The 19,159-nt window shown below is 51.3% G+C and carries 18 protein-coding genes and 2 pseudogenes; 14 read left to right on the top strand and 6 right to left on the bottom strand.

From position 1 onward, the window contains the following. Nucleotides 1-238: 238 nt before the first annotated feature. Nucleotides 239-631 (top strand): hypothetical protein, encoded by a 393-nt coding sequence (locus P9J64_12720; GenBank protein MDG5469183.1) that lies wholly within the window; start codon nt 239-241, stop codon nt 629-631. Nucleotides 632-711: 80 nt separating this feature from the next. Here P9J64_12720 and P9J64_12715 read toward each other — a convergent pair. After that, nucleotides 712-1,323 (bottom strand): annotated as a pseudogene (locus P9J64_12715) (peptide-methionine (S)-S-oxide reductase). 15 nt (nt 1,324-1,338) lie between these two features. After that, nucleotides 1,339-1,632, bottom strand: coding sequence for a hypothetical protein (locus tag P9J64_12710; protein MDG5469182.1), 294 nt, complete (start codon nt 1,630-1,632; stop codon nt 1,339-1,341). Between the two features lie 448 nt (nt 1,633-2,080). On the opposite strand from P9J64_12710, the gene P9J64_12705 reads away from it, so the two are divergent. The 4 genes and pseudogenes from P9J64_12705 to P9J64_12690 all read left to right on the top strand — a co-directional run bounded on the left by P9J64_12705 (nt 2,081) and on the right by P9J64_12690 (nt 5,523). Then, entirely contained in the window at nt 2,081-3,235 is a 1,155-nt protein-coding gene (locus P9J64_12705) for an ABC transporter substrate binding protein (protein ID MDG5469181.1), read from the top strand. 363 nt (nt 3,236-3,598) lie between these two features. Continuing rightward, nucleotides 3,599-4,393 (top strand): aspartate dehydrogenase, encoded by a 795-nt coding sequence (locus tag P9J64_12700; GenBank protein ID MDG5469180.1) that lies wholly within the window; start codon nt 3,599-3,601, stop codon nt 4,391-4,393. A gap of 281 nt (nt 4,394-4,674) precedes the next feature. Then, nucleotides 4,675-5,085, top strand: a complete 411-nt coding sequence (locus P9J64_12695) for a hypothetical protein (protein MDG5469179.1) — start codon at nt 4,675-4,677, stop codon at nt 5,083-5,085. A 15-nt stretch (nt 5,086-5,100) separates the two neighbouring features. After that, a pseudogene (locus tag P9J64_12690) lies at nt 5,101-5,523 on the top strand (DsbA family protein). Between the two features lie 387 nt (nt 5,524-5,910). Here the strand turns inward: P9J64_12690 and P9J64_12685 are convergent. The 4 genes from P9J64_12685 to P9J64_12670 form a co-directional block, all read right to left on the bottom strand. Further along, entirely contained in the window at nt 5,911-7,248 is a 1,338-nt protein-coding gene (locus P9J64_12685) for a MopE-related protein (GenBank protein MDG5469178.1), read from the bottom strand. A gap of 893 nt (nt 7,249-8,141) precedes the next feature. Then, nucleotides 8,142-8,648 carry a hypothetical protein gene (locus P9J64_12680; protein ID MDG5469177.1) on the bottom strand — a complete coding sequence of 169 codons (507 nt, stop codon included), beginning with the start codon at nt 8,646-8,648 and terminating at the stop codon, nt 8,142-8,144. A gap of 100 nt (nt 8,649-8,748) precedes the next feature. Next, nucleotides 8,749-10,035: a 4Fe-4S dicluster domain-containing protein gene (locus P9J64_12675; GenBank protein ID MDG5469176.1), complete on the bottom strand. Its 1,287-nt coding sequence runs from the start codon at nt 10,033-10,035 to the stop codon at nt 8,749-8,751. Between the two features lie 65 nt (nt 10,036-10,100). Next, on the bottom strand, nt 10,101-11,144 hold the full coding sequence (locus P9J64_12670) for a sensor domain-containing diguanylate cyclase (protein MDG5469175.1): 1,044 nt from the start codon (nt 11,142-11,144) through the stop codon (nt 10,101-10,103). A gap of 168 nt (nt 11,145-11,312) precedes the next feature. Here P9J64_12670 and P9J64_12665 point away from each other — a divergent pair, with 168 nt between their 5' ends. Genes P9J64_12665 through P9J64_12625 form a run of 9 tightly spaced genes read left to right on the top strand, consistent with a single transcriptional unit; the run spans nt 11,313 to nt 19,102 of the window. Further along, the gene (locus P9J64_12665; GenBank protein ID MDG5469174.1) at nt 11,313-11,657 is read left to right on the top strand and encodes a hypothetical protein; all 345 of its coding nucleotides are present in this window, start codon (nt 11,313-11,315) and stop codon (nt 11,655-11,657) included. After that, nucleotides 11,632-13,518 carry a V-type ATPase 116kDa subunit family protein gene (locus P9J64_12660; GenBank protein MDG5469173.1) on the top strand — a complete coding sequence of 629 codons (1,887 nt, stop codon included), beginning with the start codon at nt 11,632-11,634 and terminating at the stop codon, nt 13,516-13,518. Before P9J64_12665 ends, P9J64_12660 begins: the two co-directional genes overlap by 26 nt. A gap of 25 nt (nt 13,519-13,543) precedes the next feature. Next, nucleotides 13,544-13,756, top strand: a complete 213-nt coding sequence (locus tag P9J64_12655) for an ATPase (GenBank protein ID MDG5469172.1) — start codon at nt 13,544-13,546, stop codon at nt 13,754-13,756. A 22-nt stretch (nt 13,757-13,778) separates the two neighbouring features. Continuing rightward, the gene (locus P9J64_12650; protein MDG5469171.1) at nt 13,779-14,342 is read left to right on the top strand and encodes a V-type ATP synthase subunit E; all 564 of its coding nucleotides are present in this window, start codon (nt 13,779-13,781) and stop codon (nt 14,340-14,342) included. Further along, nucleotides 14,329-15,219 (top strand): V-type ATPase subunit, encoded by an 891-nt coding sequence (locus P9J64_12645; protein MDG5469170.1) that lies wholly within the window; start codon nt 14,329-14,331, stop codon nt 15,217-15,219. Before P9J64_12650 ends, P9J64_12645 begins: the two co-directional genes overlap by 14 nt. Further along, a complete protein-coding gene (locus P9J64_12640) occupies nt 15,216-15,536 on the top strand; it encodes a V-type ATP synthase subunit F (protein ID MDG5469169.1) in 321 nt (106 codons plus the stop codon). Before P9J64_12645 ends, P9J64_12640 begins: the two co-directional genes overlap by 4 nt. Next, nucleotides 15,533-17,158 carry a V-type ATP synthase subunit A gene (locus P9J64_12635; protein ID MDG5469168.1) on the top strand — a complete coding sequence of 542 codons (1,626 nt, stop codon included), beginning with the start codon at nt 15,533-15,535 and terminating at the stop codon, nt 17,156-17,158. Before P9J64_12640 ends, P9J64_12635 begins: the two co-directional genes overlap by 4 nt. Then, the gene (locus P9J64_12630; GenBank protein MDG5469167.1) at nt 17,145-18,470 is read left to right on the top strand and encodes a V-type ATP synthase subunit B; all 1,326 of its coding nucleotides are present in this window, start codon (nt 17,145-17,147) and stop codon (nt 18,468-18,470) included. Before P9J64_12635 ends, P9J64_12630 begins: the two co-directional genes overlap by 14 nt. After that, nucleotides 18,467-19,102, top strand: a complete 636-nt coding sequence (locus P9J64_12625) for a V-type ATP synthase subunit D (protein MDG5469166.1) — start codon at nt 18,467-18,469, stop codon at nt 19,100-19,102. Before P9J64_12630 ends, P9J64_12625 begins: the two co-directional genes overlap by 4 nt. Nucleotides 19,103-19,159 lie beyond the last annotated feature (57 nt).

Here is a 19,159-nt window from a genome sequence, read left to right as displayed (position 1 = left end):
AACTACGGAACTGGGAGCCAATCGAAGTTGTTCGGCTCAACCCTGATCGGAAAAGGCCCCCCGAAGAGGTCCTATGCTCCAAAGCTGCATAATGAGAAAAGGCGACAACTATCTTGACACCTACCGCAGGGTCAACAATAATTTTGCATTTCTGTGAGTTTGACTGCATCAAATCAATGTGAGAGGATTTCTGAGAATTTTTAAGTGTGTCAGGCGCAAAGCAATGGAACAGAGGGCGATGAATAACTGGAAAGCAGTTTATGTGGCCATTCTTGTGGTGTTGGTGCTGGCATTGCCTTTGACAAGCTTAGCTAAGCGAGCTGCGCCACTAGAGGTGCCGACAGTTACATATAAAGGCGTAACATACCAGGTTGAACACTGGGGAAGTGCAAACGGAACTGGCCAGAATGGTGGTTATGTAGAGGCTAGAGATGCGGGCACTAATCAAAAAGTTTGGGGTCTGGTTGTTTACACAATAGAATATCGGCCAGAGCTGGAAAGAGATATCCAAGATGTCTTCATCACCTCATTGCGAGTACACGAACAGAGGGGTGTCCTGCTAGTTGAGAACGAGCGAGATGAAGCCTACGAAGTCGATTTAGTCTCTCTGAAGGTTACGAAAGTAATGTAGAGCTGTTGTGTCAGTTGCACGACCTATAGAATACAAAAAGGGACCTTCCGTCCTGGTGGGGCCATTCTTATATGTCAGAATTATTGAGAGTCTTTAGGGGAAGGACAGGTTAGTCCAAAAAACCTGTCGCAATTGGTCGAGACATGCTCAACTAGCAACTCTTGCGTCTGCCGGGAAAGTCCTAGTTGTGGCAACTCTTTTTTTAGTGTTTCGAGTTCGCCATTGCAGCCAAGGTAGCCGTTGATTTTTGTCGCAGCGGTTGATGCTGTCAAAAATTGCGAACCTGGATAGATTGTCTGAAACTCATGCAAAATCCCCTTGGCTTTGCGCAAGAGATATTTCTGATGATAATCCTCGGCAGCGTAAAATTCACCGGCTGGTTCAACCACTGTAAAAAAAGCGTTACGAGCCACTCGCTTCTTTTTATTCAAAGAGGATTCCGCTTCGTACCGTTGTTTCTCAGTCAAAGTGAGGATAGCGTTACGGTACTGGCGTGAGTATGCATTATAACCAGGGTCGTGACTATCCCAGAAAACATCCAGCAATTGCTTATAGCTGACCACTTTGGGATCAAACTCAATCCGTATCACCTCGCTATGATCACCAATAGCCCGATACGTTGGGTTTTCAGCCGTGCCACCTGAGTAACCGACCGCCGTTCTAACAACACCTGGGATACTCCCGAACCGAGAGTCGACACTCCAGAATCAGCCCAATGCAAATAAAGCCATTTCTGTGTCACCAAGAGAAGTCTTATCTATTGGTGGAACTTCTGAAGATGTTATGATGCCAGGCACCATGTCTGGACTCCCTTTGGAAAATATTTCCTCAACATGAGCGCTGGATGACTTGAATGTCCAGGATAATGGTGTCGGCCCCAGAGGAAGATCTGAAATAGATTCAACATATAAACTAAACATGGCAACCCCCACTCCTGCCAAACAGCCAAACAGAAGAATCAATTTGAGTCGCCAAGAGATTAATGTTTTTTTTTGTTTCATAGGTCCTATTCTAGCATTTATCGTGGGCCAAAGTAAAAGCTACTCATAAAGAGAGAATCAGCGCTTTTGATTGAGAGACGGTTGATTTAACTCCCATAAGCCACGACTTATGAGACGAAAAACGGCTTCTTATTGATAGAGGTATCCAGTAAGCTCTTTAATACAAAAGACTAAGGCCACCAAGGTTCGATCCTTGGTGGCCTTTTATTGTTTATCAGCAATTTCAGTAAAGCAAAAAAAAGCAGCGTTTTCCCCTAAAAATTCAAGAATAGGATTTATAAGAATCCCAATTTTGACGATTCAGTTAACTTGCTGTAGATTGCTGAGTTATTCAGGTGCTTGGTGAAGGTGATTTGCAGAAAGGTCAAGGAAACGTTGTGTCGCTCGATACTTTAATAATTTTTATACCATTCTCAGCATCAGCGGTATTTCAGATATGAGTTGTGTTATGAAATTTTTTTGGATTGGAATATTGATCGCCATTGGCAGTTTTTCCTTCTTATCGTCCTCTTCTGCTGCCGACAAGGGGGAATTTGGTCTTAGGCCCACCACCAACCATGGCCAGAAGTGGCGAATCGGTTACCTGGAGGGTGGCCCGTACAAGAATTACCCTTTGGTACTAACGAGGTTGATCGAAAACCTGATGGATATAGGATGGATGGAGAACGCAGAGATTCCAGTACCAGAGGACTTTGAGGATTCTAGTCAGATATGGATGTGGTTATCTACAAAAGCAAAAAGCAACTACATTCAATTTGTGGGAGAGGCTTACTGGTCAACCAATTGGGACGATGAGAAGCGAAAAAAAACGAAAGTTGATGTGATTCAACAACTGAATGCCCAAAAAGTTGACTTGATACTGGCTATGGGAACATGGGCTGGCCAGGATTTAGCAAACGATCTGCATTCTGTGCCAACGATTGTCCTGTCTTCAACCGACCCGATAAGTGCGAATATTGTCAAGAGTATCGAGGATTCGGGATACGATCATGTTCATGCTCGCGTGAGCCCTACCCGGCATGAATACCAGCTTCGATGGTTTCACGATTTTGTGGGGTTTAAGAAACTAGGTATTGCGTTTGAGGACAGCAATGCGGGTAGAAGTATTGCCGCTGTCAGCGATATTGAAAAAATTGCCAGAGAACGTGGTTTTGAAGTTGTGTCCTGTTATTCCATTGATAATACGAGTCGGGAAGAAGCTGAAGATAGCGTTGTCAAATGCTACGAATACCTTGCTCCAAAAGTCGACGCTATTTACGTTACGATTCAGCGCGGAGTAAATGCAAAAAGTCTTCCTCGTTTGCTAAGGCCTATAATGAAATATAAGCTCCCGACTTTCTCTCAAGGCGGGTCCGATGAGGTCGAGCATGGGGTGTTATTGAGCATCGCTCAGGCAGGATTCAGACATGTTGGGAAGTTCCATGCTGAGACCATTGCCAAAGTTTTCAATGGAGCTAAACCCAGAGATCTGGACCAAGTATTTGATGATCCTGCATTATTTGCTTTCAACTTGGAAGTAGCCCGACTTATTGGATTCAATCCTCCTTTCGAACTCCTCGCCTCGGCGGATCAAATCTATTCGAAGATAGCCGTAGCAAAATAAACTTTTGGCGACTGAGGTAGGTCCGCCATAGTAGAGACTATAAGTTTATGGAAACCCCTTGCTCCCAGATGATTACGTTCAGTATCCCCTGGATTGTCTCAAGGGGTTTTTCTTATAATGTACGACTTCTGAGAGGGAAAACGGCTTCTTATTGATAACGGTATTTAGGGAGCTCTTTAATCCGCAAATTGAAGGCCACTTGGATCAGATCCCAGTGGCCATTTTTTAGCCATCTCCTTCGATTGTGTAATTATAACTGCTAATAATCATGGAAAACTAGCTCTTTCATTGGTGATTAACGCATGGATAGTCATGAATTTCTTTCTGGTACGATATGATTTATGAAGAATGGAGGCACTAATCATGAACATCACCCTAATCGGATTTGGAGCCATCGGCAGAAGTCTCTATAGACATGCGGGCCAAGAACGCGCCTGGAGGATCAATGCAATCATCGCTTCTCAGAGGAGTGCAGAGAAGGTGCGAAAGATTATGCCAAACAATGTGGACGTGGTGACTACTGTTGGCGATCTGCAGTCTGCTCCGGATATGGTAGTCGAGTGTGCGGGGCACGATGCTGTTGAGATGCATGGGCTGGACGTTTTACGTCTCGGTTGGCCGCTACTTGTCGTCTCGGTCGGAGCATTAGCCGATAAAGCACTCTATGATGAACTGAAAATCGCCGCTGAAGAGCACGGGACCAGAATCAGCCTTTTGGCTGGGGCTCTGGCAGGAATAGATGGCATAGCGGCGGCTCGGCAAACGGGACTCGATAAAGTAATGCTGACCTCACGAAAACCGCCCCGGGCCTGGCAAGGGACACCTGCAGAAAAGGTAGTCGATTTAAACAATCTATGCGAACCCAAATTGATTTATGAGGGTAATGCGAGAATGGCGGCCAGGGACTATCCAAAGAATGCGAATACTGCGGCTACAGTCTCTTTGGCAGGGCTAGGTTTCGATCGGACGAAGGTTCGTCTGTATGCTGACCCAATGATCTCCTGTAACTGCCACCAAGTTGTAGCTGAAGGTTCTTTTGGGAAACTAGAAATTGCTATCGAGAACAAACCGATTCCTGACAACCCAAAGACCTCCATGATTACAGTTCTCAGCATTTTGCGTAGCCTTGATAATGTTTGCGCCAGCGTAGCGATCTGATCATTTTCTTTAATCACGACTTGTGAGACGAAAATTGGCATCTTATTGATAGGGGTATTCAGTAAGGTCTTTACTACACAAAACTATGGCCTTCAGGGTTCGATCCTTGGTGGCCTTTTTATATGTCAGGGTCATTAAGAATTTCGCATTTCAACCAATCTGAGCACTCCAAAATAATGTAGTAGGATAAACAAGAGAATCATCTTTGACCACAACATCTGTGCGGGTATAATAAGCAGCATCTTATTTATGCCTATTTGTTTAGGATCTACGGAGTAATCATGAACAGAATCAAAATCATGATCATTACAACAACTTGTCTTCTAATGTTAGCCGGGCAAGCTTTAGCGGCCTTAGAGTGGATTGTAGAGAAATCCATCCCTTTGACGGCGGGGGCACGCGATGTTGTCGAAGCTCCGGATGGCAAGCGACTTTATGTGCTGACTGAGCAAGGTACGGTCCTGGTCCTTGATCATAAAGGCCAAGTCGAAGCGACCATCCCCGGACCCTTTACCGCTGATCGTTTGAGTGTCGGTAAGGATGGCAAAAAACTCTACCTTAGTGGCAAGGGGCAAAAGACTTTGCAGGTGTTGTCACTGACAGAACGCTATCAGATCGATCTTGCCGGTTCGCCTTTCAAAGGAGATACAGCTGCAGCAGTAGCTGTGGTGGTTTTTAGCGATTTCCAATGACCGTACTGCGCGCGGGTTAACCCGCTCCTCGACCAGTTGGTCGAGAAATACACCAGTCAGGTCAAAGTCATCTTCAAGAACTTTCCATTGCGCAACCACAAGATGGCTCGCCCAGCTGCTCAGGCAGCACTGGCGGCACACATGCAAGACCAGTTTTGGGCTTATCATGACAAGGTATTTGCCAATTTCAGCAGCCTGAAAGAGTCCAAGCTGGATCAGTTCGCCGAAGAGTTAGGTCTCGACCTGGAGCAATTCAATCGGGATCGTTCCAGTCCGCGGGTCACAAAGCAAATCAGCGATGACTTGCGTCTTGGCCAGGTCGTAGGTGTGCGTGGTACACCGGCTGTCTTCATCAACGGCATGCTGCTCAAAAAACGGAATCTGGCGGGAGCTTCGCTGATGATTGATGCCGAACTGAAACGGCTGAGTGGTAAGTAGCATAAGTTTACAGGACTGTGGCCCACCTCTTTTAGAAGATTCAAATGGGGTCCTTTTTTGGAAGCCCATTAATACACAAAATTATGGCCACCAGGGTTTGATCCTTGGTGGCCTTTTCTTGCGGTGCAGTAATTCTAGCTAATATGTTAAATCGCATCTTTCTCCCTTACTAAAATTTAGGAGTAGGATTTTTTAAGAATCCTTGAGTTCCTCTTAAGTCATCTCACTCACATTCATGAGAATCAAGCCTTAATAAGTACAGTTGTAAAGTCCCGCTCTATCTTGGCCATGAGGTGCAATGCCGGGGTGGGAGGGGATGCAGATTTGCAGAAATGGCAAAGGGGGAGACATAGGCCTCCCCCTTTATGATGTACTTTTATCTTTTTATTACTTACATGCTTTGTTCCTACTGCAATCAGGGTCACCACAATCTGTCAACGAATCACCGTCATTGTCGACCCCATCACTGCAGGTGTCGCCTCTACCTTCCGTGCCCCCAGTGCTGGTGTCATCGCCTCCACAGTCAGGGTCGTCAGAATCGATGACAGCGTCGCAGTCGTTGTCGATGCCATCTTTACACTTCTTGCCTTTTTCCTGAGATGCCTCTGGTATACAGGTAGGAGCACAGGCGTCATCTCCATTACAATCTGCATCTGCACAATCGACCAAGTTGTCACAATCGTTGTCGATCAAATCAGAACAGTTCTCCACAGCTCCTGGACTTACTGAAAGATCGTTGTCGTTACAATCTTCAGGACCACAGTTATTACCTTCTATAGCATAGCTGTCATCATCATTATCAGTACAAATAATACACGCTGAATCGTTAACGCAAGAAGAATCCTGACAGTCTACAAAACCGTCACAATTGTTATCTTCACTGTCGTCACAGATTTCGCTAGCCAACGGATTAATGTTGTAGTCATTGTCGTTGCAGTCGGCTTCAGATCCACAGACAATTCCTTCAAGATAAAAACCGTCAGTGTCGGCATCTGTACATGGGGAGGTACAAACAGGATCTTGTTCGTCAGTCAGGCTGTCGCAGTTGTTGTCGATACCGTCAATGCAGTCTTCAATAGCAAAGGGGCTGATAGCTGGATCATTGTCATTGCAATCAAGCGGACCGTATTGGGTGCAGTGAAGCTGATCGGTTCCGGTAGCGCCGTCGTTGTCAACATCGTCACAGCACATATCCGGACTCACCGCAGGATCAGTCCCATCGGAGTATCCATCACAGTTGTTGTCTACACCGTCCCCGCAGACCTCAGATGAAGCTGGGTTGATCGATTGACTGTTATCGTTACAGTCTATGGGACCACAGTTCCCGCCTTCTATTGCAAAACCGTCACTATCTAGATCAGTACAAGCTGAACCTCCAGGACTATCATCGGCAAAACCCGGCCAAGTCGCAGCATTAATTTCTTCGATATTAGTGTAGCCGTCACCATCAGAGTCGAATTGCTCTATATTAATTGCTGCAGTAAGCATGTCAGTGGTGTTGTATTCTGCCTCGTAATCCAATCCATAAGGATTTCTCGGGCCTGCGCTATCTTCTACATGACACCAGAGACATCTGAACGTCTCAAATTTAGTCCCTTCTAGTTGAGGATAAACATCTCTTGTAAGGTTGATGTAGAATGTCTGACGAGCCTCAACCACACCAACAAACAGTAAAGGTGCAGCGATCAAAGCAATCAATAGAACTGCAATTCCTTTTGTCTTCATCTCCCAGCCTCCTTGAAATGGTTTTGCCCTTCAATGGGCAAAACTGAGGGCCTTGAAAGCCACTCACAAAAATTACTGATCAAAAACCAATTTAATCTGACGGCACAAGTTTTTAAGCACATTGTGTGCCATTGTTAATTAGCTGCTACTTACGCATCTTTTAGTTAACAATGGATAATTAATTCAAACCCATGGTTCTAGTAGGATTGCAACATTGTGATAACACAGTGTCTTTGTCGGCTATATGGCAATTGGGGAGAAGTAAACGTTTGATTTTAGTTGGGTTGGGTCAATTTTTGGCTTTAATAATAAGAACCCACAGAAAAACTCAAGACACAATACTTCCAAAGGTCCTGCGTTAACCATTGAGCAAGTTCTTATATGTCACGACTGCCAGGAAGTTTTCGGCGTTACTGGAATGCAGGGTATGTGAAAACTATTCCATTGAGCCTGTTTTTTTTTAATAAAGGAGATTTTTAAATGGAAGATGTAATCGGCGTCATAGTTGTCATGGTTGCAGTATTTGTGCTGGCTTTTTTCCTTTTGCGAAGGAGGTGATCTTTTGGGAATGGAAGGTCTTATTCTTGCTGTATTTGTTCTTTTAATCATTTGTTTTTCGGCTTTTGGGTATTTACATCGAGACCTCCGCTGTCCAGAGTGTGGCGAAAAAATGATCCGAAATAAGAACAAAACATGGGTATGTTAATCCTGCCAAGCAAGGCACCCATGAAGATCAGACACTTTTTTATAATTCGCAATATGCAAGACAATAAAGCCCCGACCTGCTTTCGCGGATCGGGGCTTTCCTATAAGTATTATTGCAAGTCCTTCTCGGAAGACCTAAGGACATTTAATGCGCCAAATATTAACTTAGTCTCTTCAGAAGTTAAGCGCTAACGACACATCCCCGCCCTAACAAAAGTCAAATCCAACGCCATGTCAGGAACCTTGACTCGCAGCACTTGGTCTCGAACATCACCGATATCCAGAACAAAAGCTTGATGGCCGCGCTGCTGCATTTTTTTGGCAAATTCCTGCGGGGTGCTGAAAGACCCTATGTCCCCCGTTTTGCGATTGGTGCTGGAGAGAGGTGCGCACTCTCCTTCACGGGAACCAAGCCTCCAGCTGTTTTTATCGACTTGAGCTGACGCTTTGGGCTGAGCGGGAGTAGCGCTTCTGGTGGGCATACTTCGCTTCACAACAGGTTTCGGCGCGGGGACTACGGCCTGACGCGCTTTGCTGACAGCTGCAGATGTTTGTGCAGGTGTCGTAGTCACTTTTTCAGCGACCTCTGGTTGCTCAGGGGCTTCTTCTCCGGGCGCGACGCCACCGGCCACGGCCAGGGTCGCCAACATCAAGATACTCAGCAAAGGGCAGAGGATCCGGCGCATCTTCGACATACTCTTCTCCATAATATAAACAAACCCCTTCTTATCGATTATTGCATCCAAGAACATCTTACCTGATACCGGATTAAGGACAATCAAAAAATACCGACATTCAAGGCCTCTGCCTGGCGTCGTAATGCTCGCAGAGTGTACCGAGGTAACGTGATCCTATCTGTTCACAAGCCAGCGCCCTTTTTATCGGCGGCAGCTTCAAGATGACACCAAGCAGCGCGGCAAGGGCCCTATGGCTCCAAAGCACCTGATTATCGAAGATCAGGTTCTGCAGTTTGCCGCGCTCAATCGCCATCAGCACACTCTTGTGAGTTGAATTGACCGGTGTGATCACACGACTGGCGCGGGAGGCCATTGTCAGGGCTGAAAGGCGGCAGTTGCTTACGCAGACCCCGCAGCCGAGGCAGAGTGCCTCATCGATGACGGCGCGCTTACAACCAGAACCATCAGCCTGTTCGGCCTGTAGAGAGATGACCTTGACCGGACAGGAAGAGAGACAACGACCGCAACCGCTGCAGTTATCCTCTACCCTCGCGATAAAGTTGCTGGTATGCACCGGCTTTTCATAGCCGAAGCGTTGCGCGGCAAGCAGGGCTTCGCAACAGCAGGAGCAGCAATTGCAGATGAAGCTGACCTTGTTCTGAACATTCTCGCCAAATTGAACCAGGTTCTGCTCGCAGGCTTTGTGCAGCAACTCTTTGCACTCCGAAGGTTCGACACGACGGGCATAGTCGCTACGAATGAGAGAGGAGGCCACGGAATTAAAGGTCATGCAGATATCCATCTCGGCATCGCAGGCCCGGTTCTGATGTTGACGCTTGTGGCGGCAGTAACAGAGTCCAATCCCAATATCTGTCGCTGTCTCTATAACCTCTGTCACCCTCTCATAATCCAGAACATGCAAGGCATTTTCATTGCTGAGGATCTCTTCCTGAACAAAAACCCGGCCAAGCTGGGTGGCGCCTGTAAGAAACAGTTCGCGAATAAAGTCTTCCTCAACGCTGATGTACTGCTCGTAGAGTTCACTCAACAACTTCTGATCAATATCATCACGGGTTCGCATCAGGGCAAATTCGAAAAACCCAGCCATAGGCGGAGGGAGGATATATTCCGTTTTGCCATTGAGTTGAAAGTCAATCAGTAGAGCCCTGCCAGCCAGACGCTGCAAGGACTTTTCGGCCGCCGTCACGGTAACCTTCCAGTTTTTTGCCGCCTGTGAAGCAGTAAAGGGTTTGATAGGCAGTGCTGCAACCAGCTCCGCCTCCTCGGTGCTGAAGAGGAGGTCGATAATGCGGTAAAGCAATTCTGAGGGAGGAGCGCCCTGGGGAGAAATGTTCAGACGATTGGACAGTTTCTGATAAGAAGCGCGCGAAGTGTGATGGGCCACTGCTGCCTCCGCTTGGGAATCTATTGGATCCTCTTCAAGATCGTCCGAACGGCTTCCGGGTAGATTCAGACAGAGAGGACCGCGTCGCGGGTGGATTCTTTGACACGGTACATCGCCTGATCAGCCAAGCGAATCAGATCGTCCTTGGAATCAGCATCGTCGGGGAAAGTGGCGATACCGAAGCTTGCTGTCATTTTAAAGGGTTTGCCGTTGTCGTCACGGAAATCATAAGCACGGAACAGCTCGCAGAGCTTGGTTGCCAAGGTCATGGCTCCGCTCTTGCCGGTGTTCGGCAGCACGATAACAAATTCGTCGCCGCCGTAGCGGGCCGACTTACAGATTTTGCGGACGTTATCTTTGATCAGCTTGCCGATCTCGGCAAGGGTGCGGCTACCGACCAGGTGGCCACAGGTGTCGTTGATTTTTTTGAAGAAATCGAGGTCGATGAAGATCAGAGACAGCTTGCCGCCGAACCGACGAACCCGCTCAATCTCCTCTTCAATCAGGGTGTGCAAGTAACGGCCGTTGTAGAGACCGGTGAGGTCGTCTGTGATGACCAGCTCACTGATGCGCATGAAGTTGCGGGCGTTTTCGATGGCTATCGCCGCATAGTCGGCGATGGTCAGTAGAATCTGCAGGTCTGCGTCTTTGAAGATTTTTTCGTTGGGGCCGTTAACCAGTTCGATCACGCCGAGGACATGATCTTTGCTGCGGACCGGGACGCAGAGGACCGATTGGGTAATAAAAGAGGAGGCTATGTCAAACTGGTCGGAAAAACGTTCATCTCTGGTGACATCAGGGATGACCAGGGCTTCACCGTGCTCTGAGACCCAGCCCGCAATCCCTTCACCGGAAGCAACCTTCATTCCTTTGAGTTTCTCTGCTGCCGGGGAAACCGCGATTTCAAAAGTCAAGTCGCCGGTTTCCTCATCGCGCAGAAGCAATGACCATGACTGGGTTTTCAACAAGCGCCCGACCTGATCCATGATCAGGGTCAGCACGTTCTCAAGCTCAACGGTAGAGGTTAAAGCCTTACCGATCTCAATGAGAACTTCGAGTTCGCGGTTGCGTCGTTCCAGAGTTTTAAGCAGATGGGCGTCGGTAGACAAGGCGTTCCCCACTTAATAAATAAAAAATCATATGGGCGTTTAAAAATATCACTCGCACAAATAACATATTCTTCAAAAAAGGTCACGGAATTACCTCAAGGGCGCTTTCCTGCAAAGATGAGGCGCTCTGATATACTAAGATTGTTAGCACAAACACATGGTTGGATTATGACTGACGGCTTGTTGGACAATATTATTGAACTGGAGAAGCGCATCCAGGCTGAGGTGTCTGCAGAGCAGGCACGTGCAAAGGAGTGGCAAGCCCGGGAGTTGTCGACTCTGCTGGTTGAGTGCGCTGATACCCGAAAGATCGAGGAGGCTCGCTGTCGAAGGTTGTTTGCTGAACAGGAAGAGCAGCTTAAGGGTGAAGGAACGGCCCTTGAAGAAGCCGCTTGCGCCTGGTGCCAGCGGCTCTTGGCTTTGAATGACGAGGTATTGCACGATGTTTTGAAACGGCATCTGGCAGCCATCCTGCCAGGGGGTGATTATGATCATCCGCATGGCCAAAGTTGAAATCGTCGGCCCCAAGCAGGACCTTCTGAACACCCTCGACCTCCTGCACGACAGGGGCATTTTTCAGCCCGATCCACAGCTGCTGGAACGGATTAAACTGGCACGTGAAGACAACCTCCAGGCCCTCGTTCTCGACGAGAGCAACCTTCACGAGCGCAGTTTTTTTCAGGGTCTCTTTGAACGCATCACCCAACTTCTTGCTCTTCTGCCTGAAGCCTCCGAAGACATTCCACCGCTCCAACCTCTACCGGTTATGGATCTGCTCGACGAACTGGTCGACAAGCATCTTTTAAGCGCCCGTGAGACGGTGCGCCAGCTCACTGACTGTCATAATGAAGTCGATGATCTGCAGCGCGATCTGGTTTTCTGGCAGGCCCTGGCGCCACTCTTAGGTGACCTGCCCGAGGATTCTAACCTGGAAATTTTCGGTGTTACCATTCGTGATGCCTCCCAACTGAAGGCCCTTGAAGACTCATTACAAACGCTCACTCAAGGCCGTTGCCACATCAGCAGCGCCACAACGGCCGGCGGTACGCTGGTAGGATTGATCGCCACCGATCGCGAGACCTCTGGACCTTTACGCCAAGCCCTCACCAAGGAGCATGTGCCCGAGCTCTCTCTTCCCGAAGAGTTCGCTGATCTTCCTCTGCCTAAACGCATCCTCGCCCTGCAGGACAGGCTCGATTTACTCCAGGCATACGCTCAAGGACTCGAAACTGCACTGCGCGACCTTGATGTGCAGTGGCGACCAATCTATCGGCGCGCCCTGGACTGGTTGGCTGAACGTCTGACCCTGTACCGCGCGACAGCAACAGCTTATACGACCCAACTCTGTTTCCTCATTCAGGGCTGGATGGCTGAAAACGAAGTCTCCGACTTGCGCAATGATCTCAACCAGGCCTTTCTTGGCCGTGTGGTTGTTGAGCAGCAGGCCATTCTCGATGAGGAGGTCGAGCAGGTTCCGGTCATGCTGCGCAACCCCGGTTATTTTGCGCCATTTGAAGTGCTTTCCCGCTTACTTCCTTTGCCGAAGTACTCCTCCTACGATCCGACCCCGATGATCGGCATCTTCTTCCCGGTCTTCTTCGGTATGATCCTCGGTGACATCGGTTACGGTTTAATCTTGCTGTTAATTGCTCTTTTTCTGGCCAAACATTACCAACCGCACCATTTGGCCAGCGATCTCGGCAAGATCCTCGGTGTGGCGGCACTCTATACTCTCTTTTTCGGTGTCCTTTACGGCGAATTTTTCGGTGATCTCGGAGAAACCTGGCTTGGCTTGCATCCTCTCTGGTTTGATCGCGGCAAAGCGGTTTTGCCCATGACCGTTTTTGCCCTGACCGTGGGCGTTGTTCATGTCCTGCTTGGCATCACTCTCGGCGCCCTGGCCGACCTGCGCCGCCACAAACCGCGCCTGGCGCTTGTTAAATTGGCCACCCTGCTGTCCTCACTGCTACTGGTTCTAGCCGTGGTTGGCTACTTCTATCCCCAGTCGTGGCTACAAACCGGCCCGCTCCTGATCGGTGTCGGTATCCTTCTGCCGGTGTTGATTGCAGCCGAGGGACTGCTTGCGCCCCTTGAACTGCTGAAAACCATGGGCAATATCATATCGTACATTCGTATCATGGCGATCGGCTTCAGCTCTGTGCTCCTGGCAATGGTCGCCAACCGCCTGGGAGGCATGACCGGAGATGTCATGGCCGGGATTCTGGTCGCCGGCATCCTGCACGCATTCAACCTGTTGCTGGGAGTGTTCGCTCCAACGGTTCACTCTTTGCGTCTGCATTACGTGGAGTTCTTCGGCAAGTTTCTCGACCTGGGGGGGCGTCGCTTCGATCCCTGGCAGAAACGCTCCCCGTAAATGAGAACCCGGAAGGAGACGTCTTATGGAAAAAGTCTGGATTGCATTTGCCGCCGCGCTGGCGATCGGTCTGCCAGCCATCGCAACCGCCTGGGCCCAGTCGCGTATCGGCGCCGCTGGTGCCGGCACCCTGGCGGAGAAACCGGAACTGACCGGGGTCATCATCATCCTGGTCGCCATTCCGGAAACCATGGTTATCCTCGGCTTTGTTGTCGCCGCCATGATTCTACTCATGTAGTAAGACAATGGGTGAATCAGAGTTGAAGATAGCCCTGCAACGCGAGGGTGAGGAACAGGTTCGCGCCTTCTGGCAAGCGGCCGAAGAGAAGGTCGCAAAACGACGCCAAGAGCTCAAGGAAGAGCAGCAGTTGCTGCGACTTGAAGCCGAACGGCAGCTTCAATCCGAAGTCTCACGGCGACGCAACAGCCTGCTTGCTAAATCCCGGAGGCAAGTGATGGCAAGCCGTCTGCATGCCGAGGCTCTTCTTGACGAACGCCTGCAAGGTCTGGCGTCGCGATTACTGACAGAACTGACAGAAAAGAACCGTGAGGTGCTATGGCAGGCTTTATGTGCCGAGCTGCCGCCTGCCGAGTGGGGCAAGATCACTGTGTCTCAAGCGAGCCAGGGTTTGGCGGCGCGGGATTTCCCGACGGCCGAAGTTGAGCTTGATGATGCCATCGCCGGTGGTCTGATCGCTACGAGTCGCAGCGGCGTGAGGGTCGACAATACACTGGCCTGCCGCTTGCGCAGAGCCTGGCCCGACCTGCTGCCGCAACTGATGAGTGAATTGCGTCGATTGGTGGATAGTGATGAAACTGCTTGATTCGACAAAACCTGCTGAATTGCCAACGGAAGCGCTACTGGCGCGTTTGCGCAGTCGGCGTGCCGGGATCGACCTTCTTGATCCTGTCGCGACAGAATCGACCGAGGCGAGCGTCTGGGTTTACCAACGCCTTAACAAGCGTTTGCGTCTTCGGCTTGAGCCCTTCTTTGAATTGCTCGCCATGCATAACCTGACTCTGCAGCTGAGATACCTCCTTGCAGGAGAGCTGCCGGCGACTATCTTAAACAATGCTCTGCTGGTGAAGCCCTTACGACAACTGCTTGCAAATAGTGGCGAAAACCAGGCCTTGATCGCGCAGCTGGAAGCTGCTCTGGTCAGCGACTACCCTTTTACCTTTGGGTTGACTGTGACCTACAGAGTGCAAGGCCCCGGTGGTGTGGAAAGGCAGCTCGCTGATGGCATGCTTGTCGACGCACTTGAGAGGAGCAGAAATCTTCCTCTTAAAAGGACCTTAGGCTACCTGGTCGACATGCGCAACTGCCTGATGCTGAGCAGGCTCTGGCGATGGCAGGTCAAGCAACCGCCAGCATTAACAAGCGGAGGCAACCTCGACCGAAACAACCTGCAGAGAATCTGGGCCAGGCACGACAGCGAGCGGCTCACCCGCCTGGCGGAACGACTGACAGGAGAGTCCTTGAGGAACAGCAAAAGGGATGGCGGAGTCACAATCGGTATGGAGCAAGCTTTTTTGTGCGGTTTGACGCGCCTGCTGCGACGTTTGGGTCGCGACCCTCTCGGACTGGCGGTGATCATCGAATACCTCTGGCGAGTCGAGCTTGCCGTGCACAACCAGCTGTTACGCAAGACCTTGTCCGATGATCGGGACTCATTGCTTGAGGAGGTTCTGCTGCTATGAAAGAAATTCTCTTTCTAACCTGTGCCGACAGCTCTCCAGGCTTTGCCCTTACCGGTGTTCGACAGCAGACGCTTATTCCTGAAGCCACCTGGGAGGCAATCCAGCAGGCTTGTAGTGATCCCGAGGTCGGTGTGATTGCTGCCGATAGCCGTCTGCTTGAAACGCTTGACCCGATCAGGCTGCGGGAGTTGACGGATCGTTGGCCCGGGGTTCTGGTCACCTTGCCGGCTCCTGCCGACAGGCGCACACCACCGAGCGACGAATTACAGCGCCTGGTGCAGAGAGCCCTTGGTTACCATGTGAGGTTGCAGCGATGAACGGTACTGTCACCAGCATCAGCGGCGCCACAGTCTGTGTCGATCTTTTGGATCTGAAGATCGGTGACCGTGTCTTTGTCGGCACAAGTCACCTGACCGGGGAAGTGGTCCGTATTGATGATAAGATTGCCACGGTGCAGGTCTTTGAAGAGAACCGCGGCCTCGGTATCGGTGAGCCGGTGACAACCGCCGGTGGTCCGCTGACCGTGGCCCTCGGGCCGGGCCTGCTCGGAGGCATTTTCGATGGCTTGCAGCGCCCTCTGCCTCTTCTGCTTGAGAATGGCGGCGACTTTGTCAGCAGCGGTCAGAACCCTTTTCCAATTGATCGCAAAAAAATCTGGGCAGTCACCACAAATAAAAAATCAGGTGACCACCTGCATTCAGGCGAGGCCTTTGCCAAGGTTCGCGAAGGTCACATCGAACACCTGCTGCTGATGCCTCAAGATGGCACGCTGCAGCAACTTGAAGAGGGCAGGCTGACTCTCGAGAACCCTGTCGCCACACTTGCAGACAAGCAACCCTTGTACGGCTGGCACAGTTGGCCGGTGCGCAAGGCACGGCCTTATCAGAGCAAATTGCCGCCGACCAGGCCGCTGGTCACCGGCCAGCGCTGCCTTGATTTCCTCTTTCCTTTACTGAAGGGGGGCGTCGCCATGGTGCCGGGTGGTTTTGGCACCGGCAAAACCGTGCTTGAGCAGACGATTGCCAAATTCGCCGATGTTGACGTGGTGGTTTATGTCGGCTGCGGAGAACGCGGCAACGAGATGGCCGGACTGCTTGACGAGTTCGGCGAGCTTGAGGATCCTCGCACTAAGCGACCGCTCAAGGAGCGCACCATCATCGTCGCCAATACGTCCAACATGCCGGTTGCCGCGCGCGAGTCCTCGATCTTCACCGCTGTGACCATGGCGGAGTATTACCGTGATATGGGGCTCGATGTCCTGTTCCTCGCCGACAGCCTGTCGCGATGGGCCGAAGCCTTGCGCGAAATCTCTTCGGCGCTCGAAGAAATGCCCGGCGAAGATGGTTACCCGACCTACCTCGGCTCGCGTCTGTCAGGTTTTATCGAACGGGCCGGCGTCGTGAAAACCCTCTCGGGGGGACAGGGTTCTCTGAGCATGATTCTGGCGGTGTCGCCGCCGGGGGCCGACTTCGCCGAACCGGTCACCCAGGCCTGCCTGCGCGTGTCCGGTGCCCTCTATATGCTCGATACGCAGTTGGCCCATAGACGCCATTTCCCGGCGATCAACTGGACCCAGAGTTTTTCCCTCTACAGCGACACCGCCATGGCTCATTTTGTTGAAGAGCATGAAGAATGGGCCAAGCTGCAGGCGCGCTGTCGCGATATTTTGCAACGTGAAGATGCCTTGCGCGAGGTGGCAGAGGTGGTTGGCATGGAAGGATTGCAGGATGGTGATCGCCTGTTGATGCGTACCGCCGAAAAAATTCGCCTCGACTTTCTCTGCCAGAACAGTTTCACCGAAGACGCTTTTGCTGCTCCAAAAAGCACGATCGAGAGCATCACCACGCTGGTTGCTGAACATGATCAACTCTCTGCCGCCCTGGCTAACGGAGCCCTGCTCGACGACCTGCTCAAGGAGGCTGCCCATGCGCCTCGCTGAACATCAATATCGTTCGGTCAGCGCTATCCGCGGACCTCTGCTTTTCCTGGAAAAGGTCTTTGCCGCCCGGCTTGGGGAACTGGTACGGATCGACGCCCCTGACGGTAGGACTCTGACGGGTGAGGTGCTGAAGATCTTTGGCGACCAGGTTCTGATCCAGGTCTTTGGCGGCACCCAGGGATTGGATACCAAAAGGACCAGCGTCAACTTTAGCGATGCGGTGATGCGTGCCCCGCTCGGCGCCGGTGTGCTGGGCCGCGTTTTCGACGGCTCCTTTCGACCGATTGACGATCTGCCCATGTTCATCCCGGAATTTCGTCAGCCGGTCATCGGCGCACCGATCAACCCGGTAGCACGGGCTCACCCGGAAGAATTTATCGAGACCGGTTTCTCAACTATCGACGGGCTGAATACTCTGGTTAAAGGCCAAAAATTGCCGATTTTCACCTGCGCCGGCCTGCCAGCGCGGGAGATGACGGAGCAGCTGTTACACCAGGCTCGACTCCCCGATGGCGGCCCCTTCGTGCTGGTCTTTGTCGCTCTTGGCCTGACTCACTTCGAGTACCAGTTTTACCGTCAAACCCTTGAAAATATGCAGAGCCGATTTGTCGCCTTCGTCAACCTGGCCGACGATCCGGTGGTTGAACGTCTGCTGGCGCCGCGCCTGGCTTTAACCGTCGCAGAAGATCTGGCCTTTCGTCAGGAGATGGACGTGCTGGTGATCATCACCGACATGACCAACTACTGTGATGCCCTGCGTGAAATTTCGACCGCCCGTGAAGAGCTGCCCGGCCGGCGCGGCTATCCCGGCCATATGTATTCCGACCTGGCCTCCCTTTATGAGCGCGCCGGTCGAATCCATGGCCGTAAAGGCTCGGTCACGCTACTGCCCACCGTGACCATGCCGGAAGACGATATCACTCACCCGATCCCCGATCTCACCGGCTACATCACTGAAGGCCAGCTTGTGCTCTCCCGCGAGCTGCACCAGAAAGGAATTTACCCACCGATCGATGTGCTGCCGAGCCTGTCGCGCCTGATGCAGCACGGCATCGGCAAGGGACAGACCCGTTCCGATCACCGTGACCTCTCCAATCAGCTCTACCGTACCTACGCCAAGGGTTGCGATCTGCGCCGCCTCGAGGCAGTGGTGGGCCGCGATGGCATGCTGGCCGAAGATCGTAAACTTCTCGACTTCGCCGATCGCTTTGAAGCCGACTTCGTCCACCAGGGGAGCAAGCGTCGAACCATCGATGAGACGCTCGACACAGCGCAGGCCCTGCTTGATGATTTCAGGGAGGTGGCACGATGATTCAGCCGACTCGTACCAACCTGCTGCTCCTCAAGGATCGCCTGCACGCGGTGCTCAACTGCACCACGATTCTCAAAGGCCGTCGCCAGGCGCTGATCAAAGAATTCCTCAAAATCACTAAGCCGTTGATGCAGTCCCGTGAAGAGGTCAGCCAGGCTTATGCCCGGGCCATCGACGAACTGCAGGTCAGCAAGGCCCGTGAAAGATCGGTTGCGGTCGATGCCCTCTCTGCAATCAGCCGCCGCAAGATCGCCGTGGAGGTGGCCGAGGGCAACCTGCTCGGCTTACGCTTTCGCGACCTGACCATGCATGAAACCGTGGCGCGCACATTCAATGAACGGCCCTATGATATGTACGGCAGCTCCCCCTGGCTAGACGAGGCAATTCATGAATTTGAAGGCATTGTCGAAGAGATGCTGTCGTTAGCAAATTTCGAAGGCAAGTTCCGGCGCCTCGCCGAAGAGCTGGTGCGCCTGACTCGCCGCATCCGCATTCTCGAAGAGCGGGTTACACCGGAGCTACATCTTGATATCCACGCCATGAGTCAATATCTGGCCGAAAGGGAGCGGGAGACTTATTTTCGACTGAAGCGCTTTAAGAGTTATGCGGAGCGACAAGGATTTAAGGGTTAAGGCATTAATTGGCTGCAGATAAAATCTGATGTACGCAGATAATAAATTTAGAACAAA

It is taken from the genome of Deltaproteobacteria bacterium IMCC39524 (assembly GCA_029667085.1).
In the GTDB taxonomy this organism is placed as follows: Bacteria; Desulfobacterota; Desulfuromonadia; order Desulfuromonadales; family BM103; genus M0040.
This window is presented reverse-complemented; position numbering and strand designations above follow the sequence as displayed.

What these genes read in the sequence shown, in the direction of transcription:
- P9J64_12720 (MDG5469183.1), top strand. Translation starts at nt 239, where the DNA reads ATGAATAACTGGAAAGCAGTTTATGTGGCCATTCTTGTGGTGTTGGTG.
- P9J64_12710 (MDG5469182.1), bottom strand. Translation starts at nt 1,632, where the DNA reads ATGAAACAAAAAAAAACATTAATCTCTTGGCGACTCAAATTGATTCTT.
- P9J64_12705 (MDG5469181.1), top strand. Translation starts at nt 2,081, where the DNA reads ATGAAATTTTTTTGGATTGGAATATTGATCGCCATTGGCAGTTTTTCC.
- P9J64_12700 (MDG5469180.1), top strand. Translation starts at nt 3,599, where the DNA reads ATGAACATCACCCTAATCGGATTTGGAGCCATCGGCAGAAGTCTCTAT.
- P9J64_12695 (MDG5469179.1), top strand. Translation starts at nt 4,675, where the DNA reads ATGAACAGAATCAAAATCATGATCATTACAACAACTTGTCTTCTAATG.
- P9J64_12685 (MDG5469178.1), bottom strand. Translation starts at nt 7,248, where the DNA reads ATGAAGACAAAAGGAATTGCAGTTCTATTGATTGCTTTGATCGCTGCA.
- P9J64_12680 (MDG5469177.1), bottom strand. Translation starts at nt 8,648, where the DNA reads ATGTCGAAGATGCGCCGGATCCTCTGCCCTTTGCTGAGTATCTTGATG.
- P9J64_12665 (MDG5469174.1), top strand. Translation starts at nt 11,313, where the DNA reads ATGACTGACGGCTTGTTGGACAATATTATTGAACTGGAGAAGCGCATC.
- P9J64_12660 (MDG5469173.1), top strand. Translation starts at nt 11,632, where the DNA reads ATGATCATCCGCATGGCCAAAGTTGAAATCGTCGGCCCCAAGCAGGAC.
- P9J64_12655 (MDG5469172.1), top strand. Translation starts at nt 13,544, where the DNA reads ATGGAAAAAGTCTGGATTGCATTTGCCGCCGCGCTGGCGATCGGTCTG.
- P9J64_12645 (MDG5469170.1), top strand. Translation starts at nt 14,329, where the DNA reads ATGAAACTGCTTGATTCGACAAAACCTGCTGAATTGCCAACGGAAGCG.
- P9J64_12640 (MDG5469169.1), top strand. Translation starts at nt 15,216, where the DNA reads ATGAAAGAAATTCTCTTTCTAACCTGTGCCGACAGCTCTCCAGGCTTT.
- P9J64_12635 (MDG5469168.1), top strand. Translation starts at nt 15,533, where the DNA reads ATGAACGGTACTGTCACCAGCATCAGCGGCGCCACAGTCTGTGTCGAT.
- P9J64_12630 (MDG5469167.1), top strand. Translation starts at nt 17,145, where the DNA reads ATGCGCCTCGCTGAACATCAATATCGTTCGGTCAGCGCTATCCGCGGA.
- P9J64_12625 (MDG5469166.1), top strand. Translation starts at nt 18,467, where the DNA reads ATGATTCAGCCGACTCGTACCAACCTGCTGCTCCTCAAGGATCGCCTG.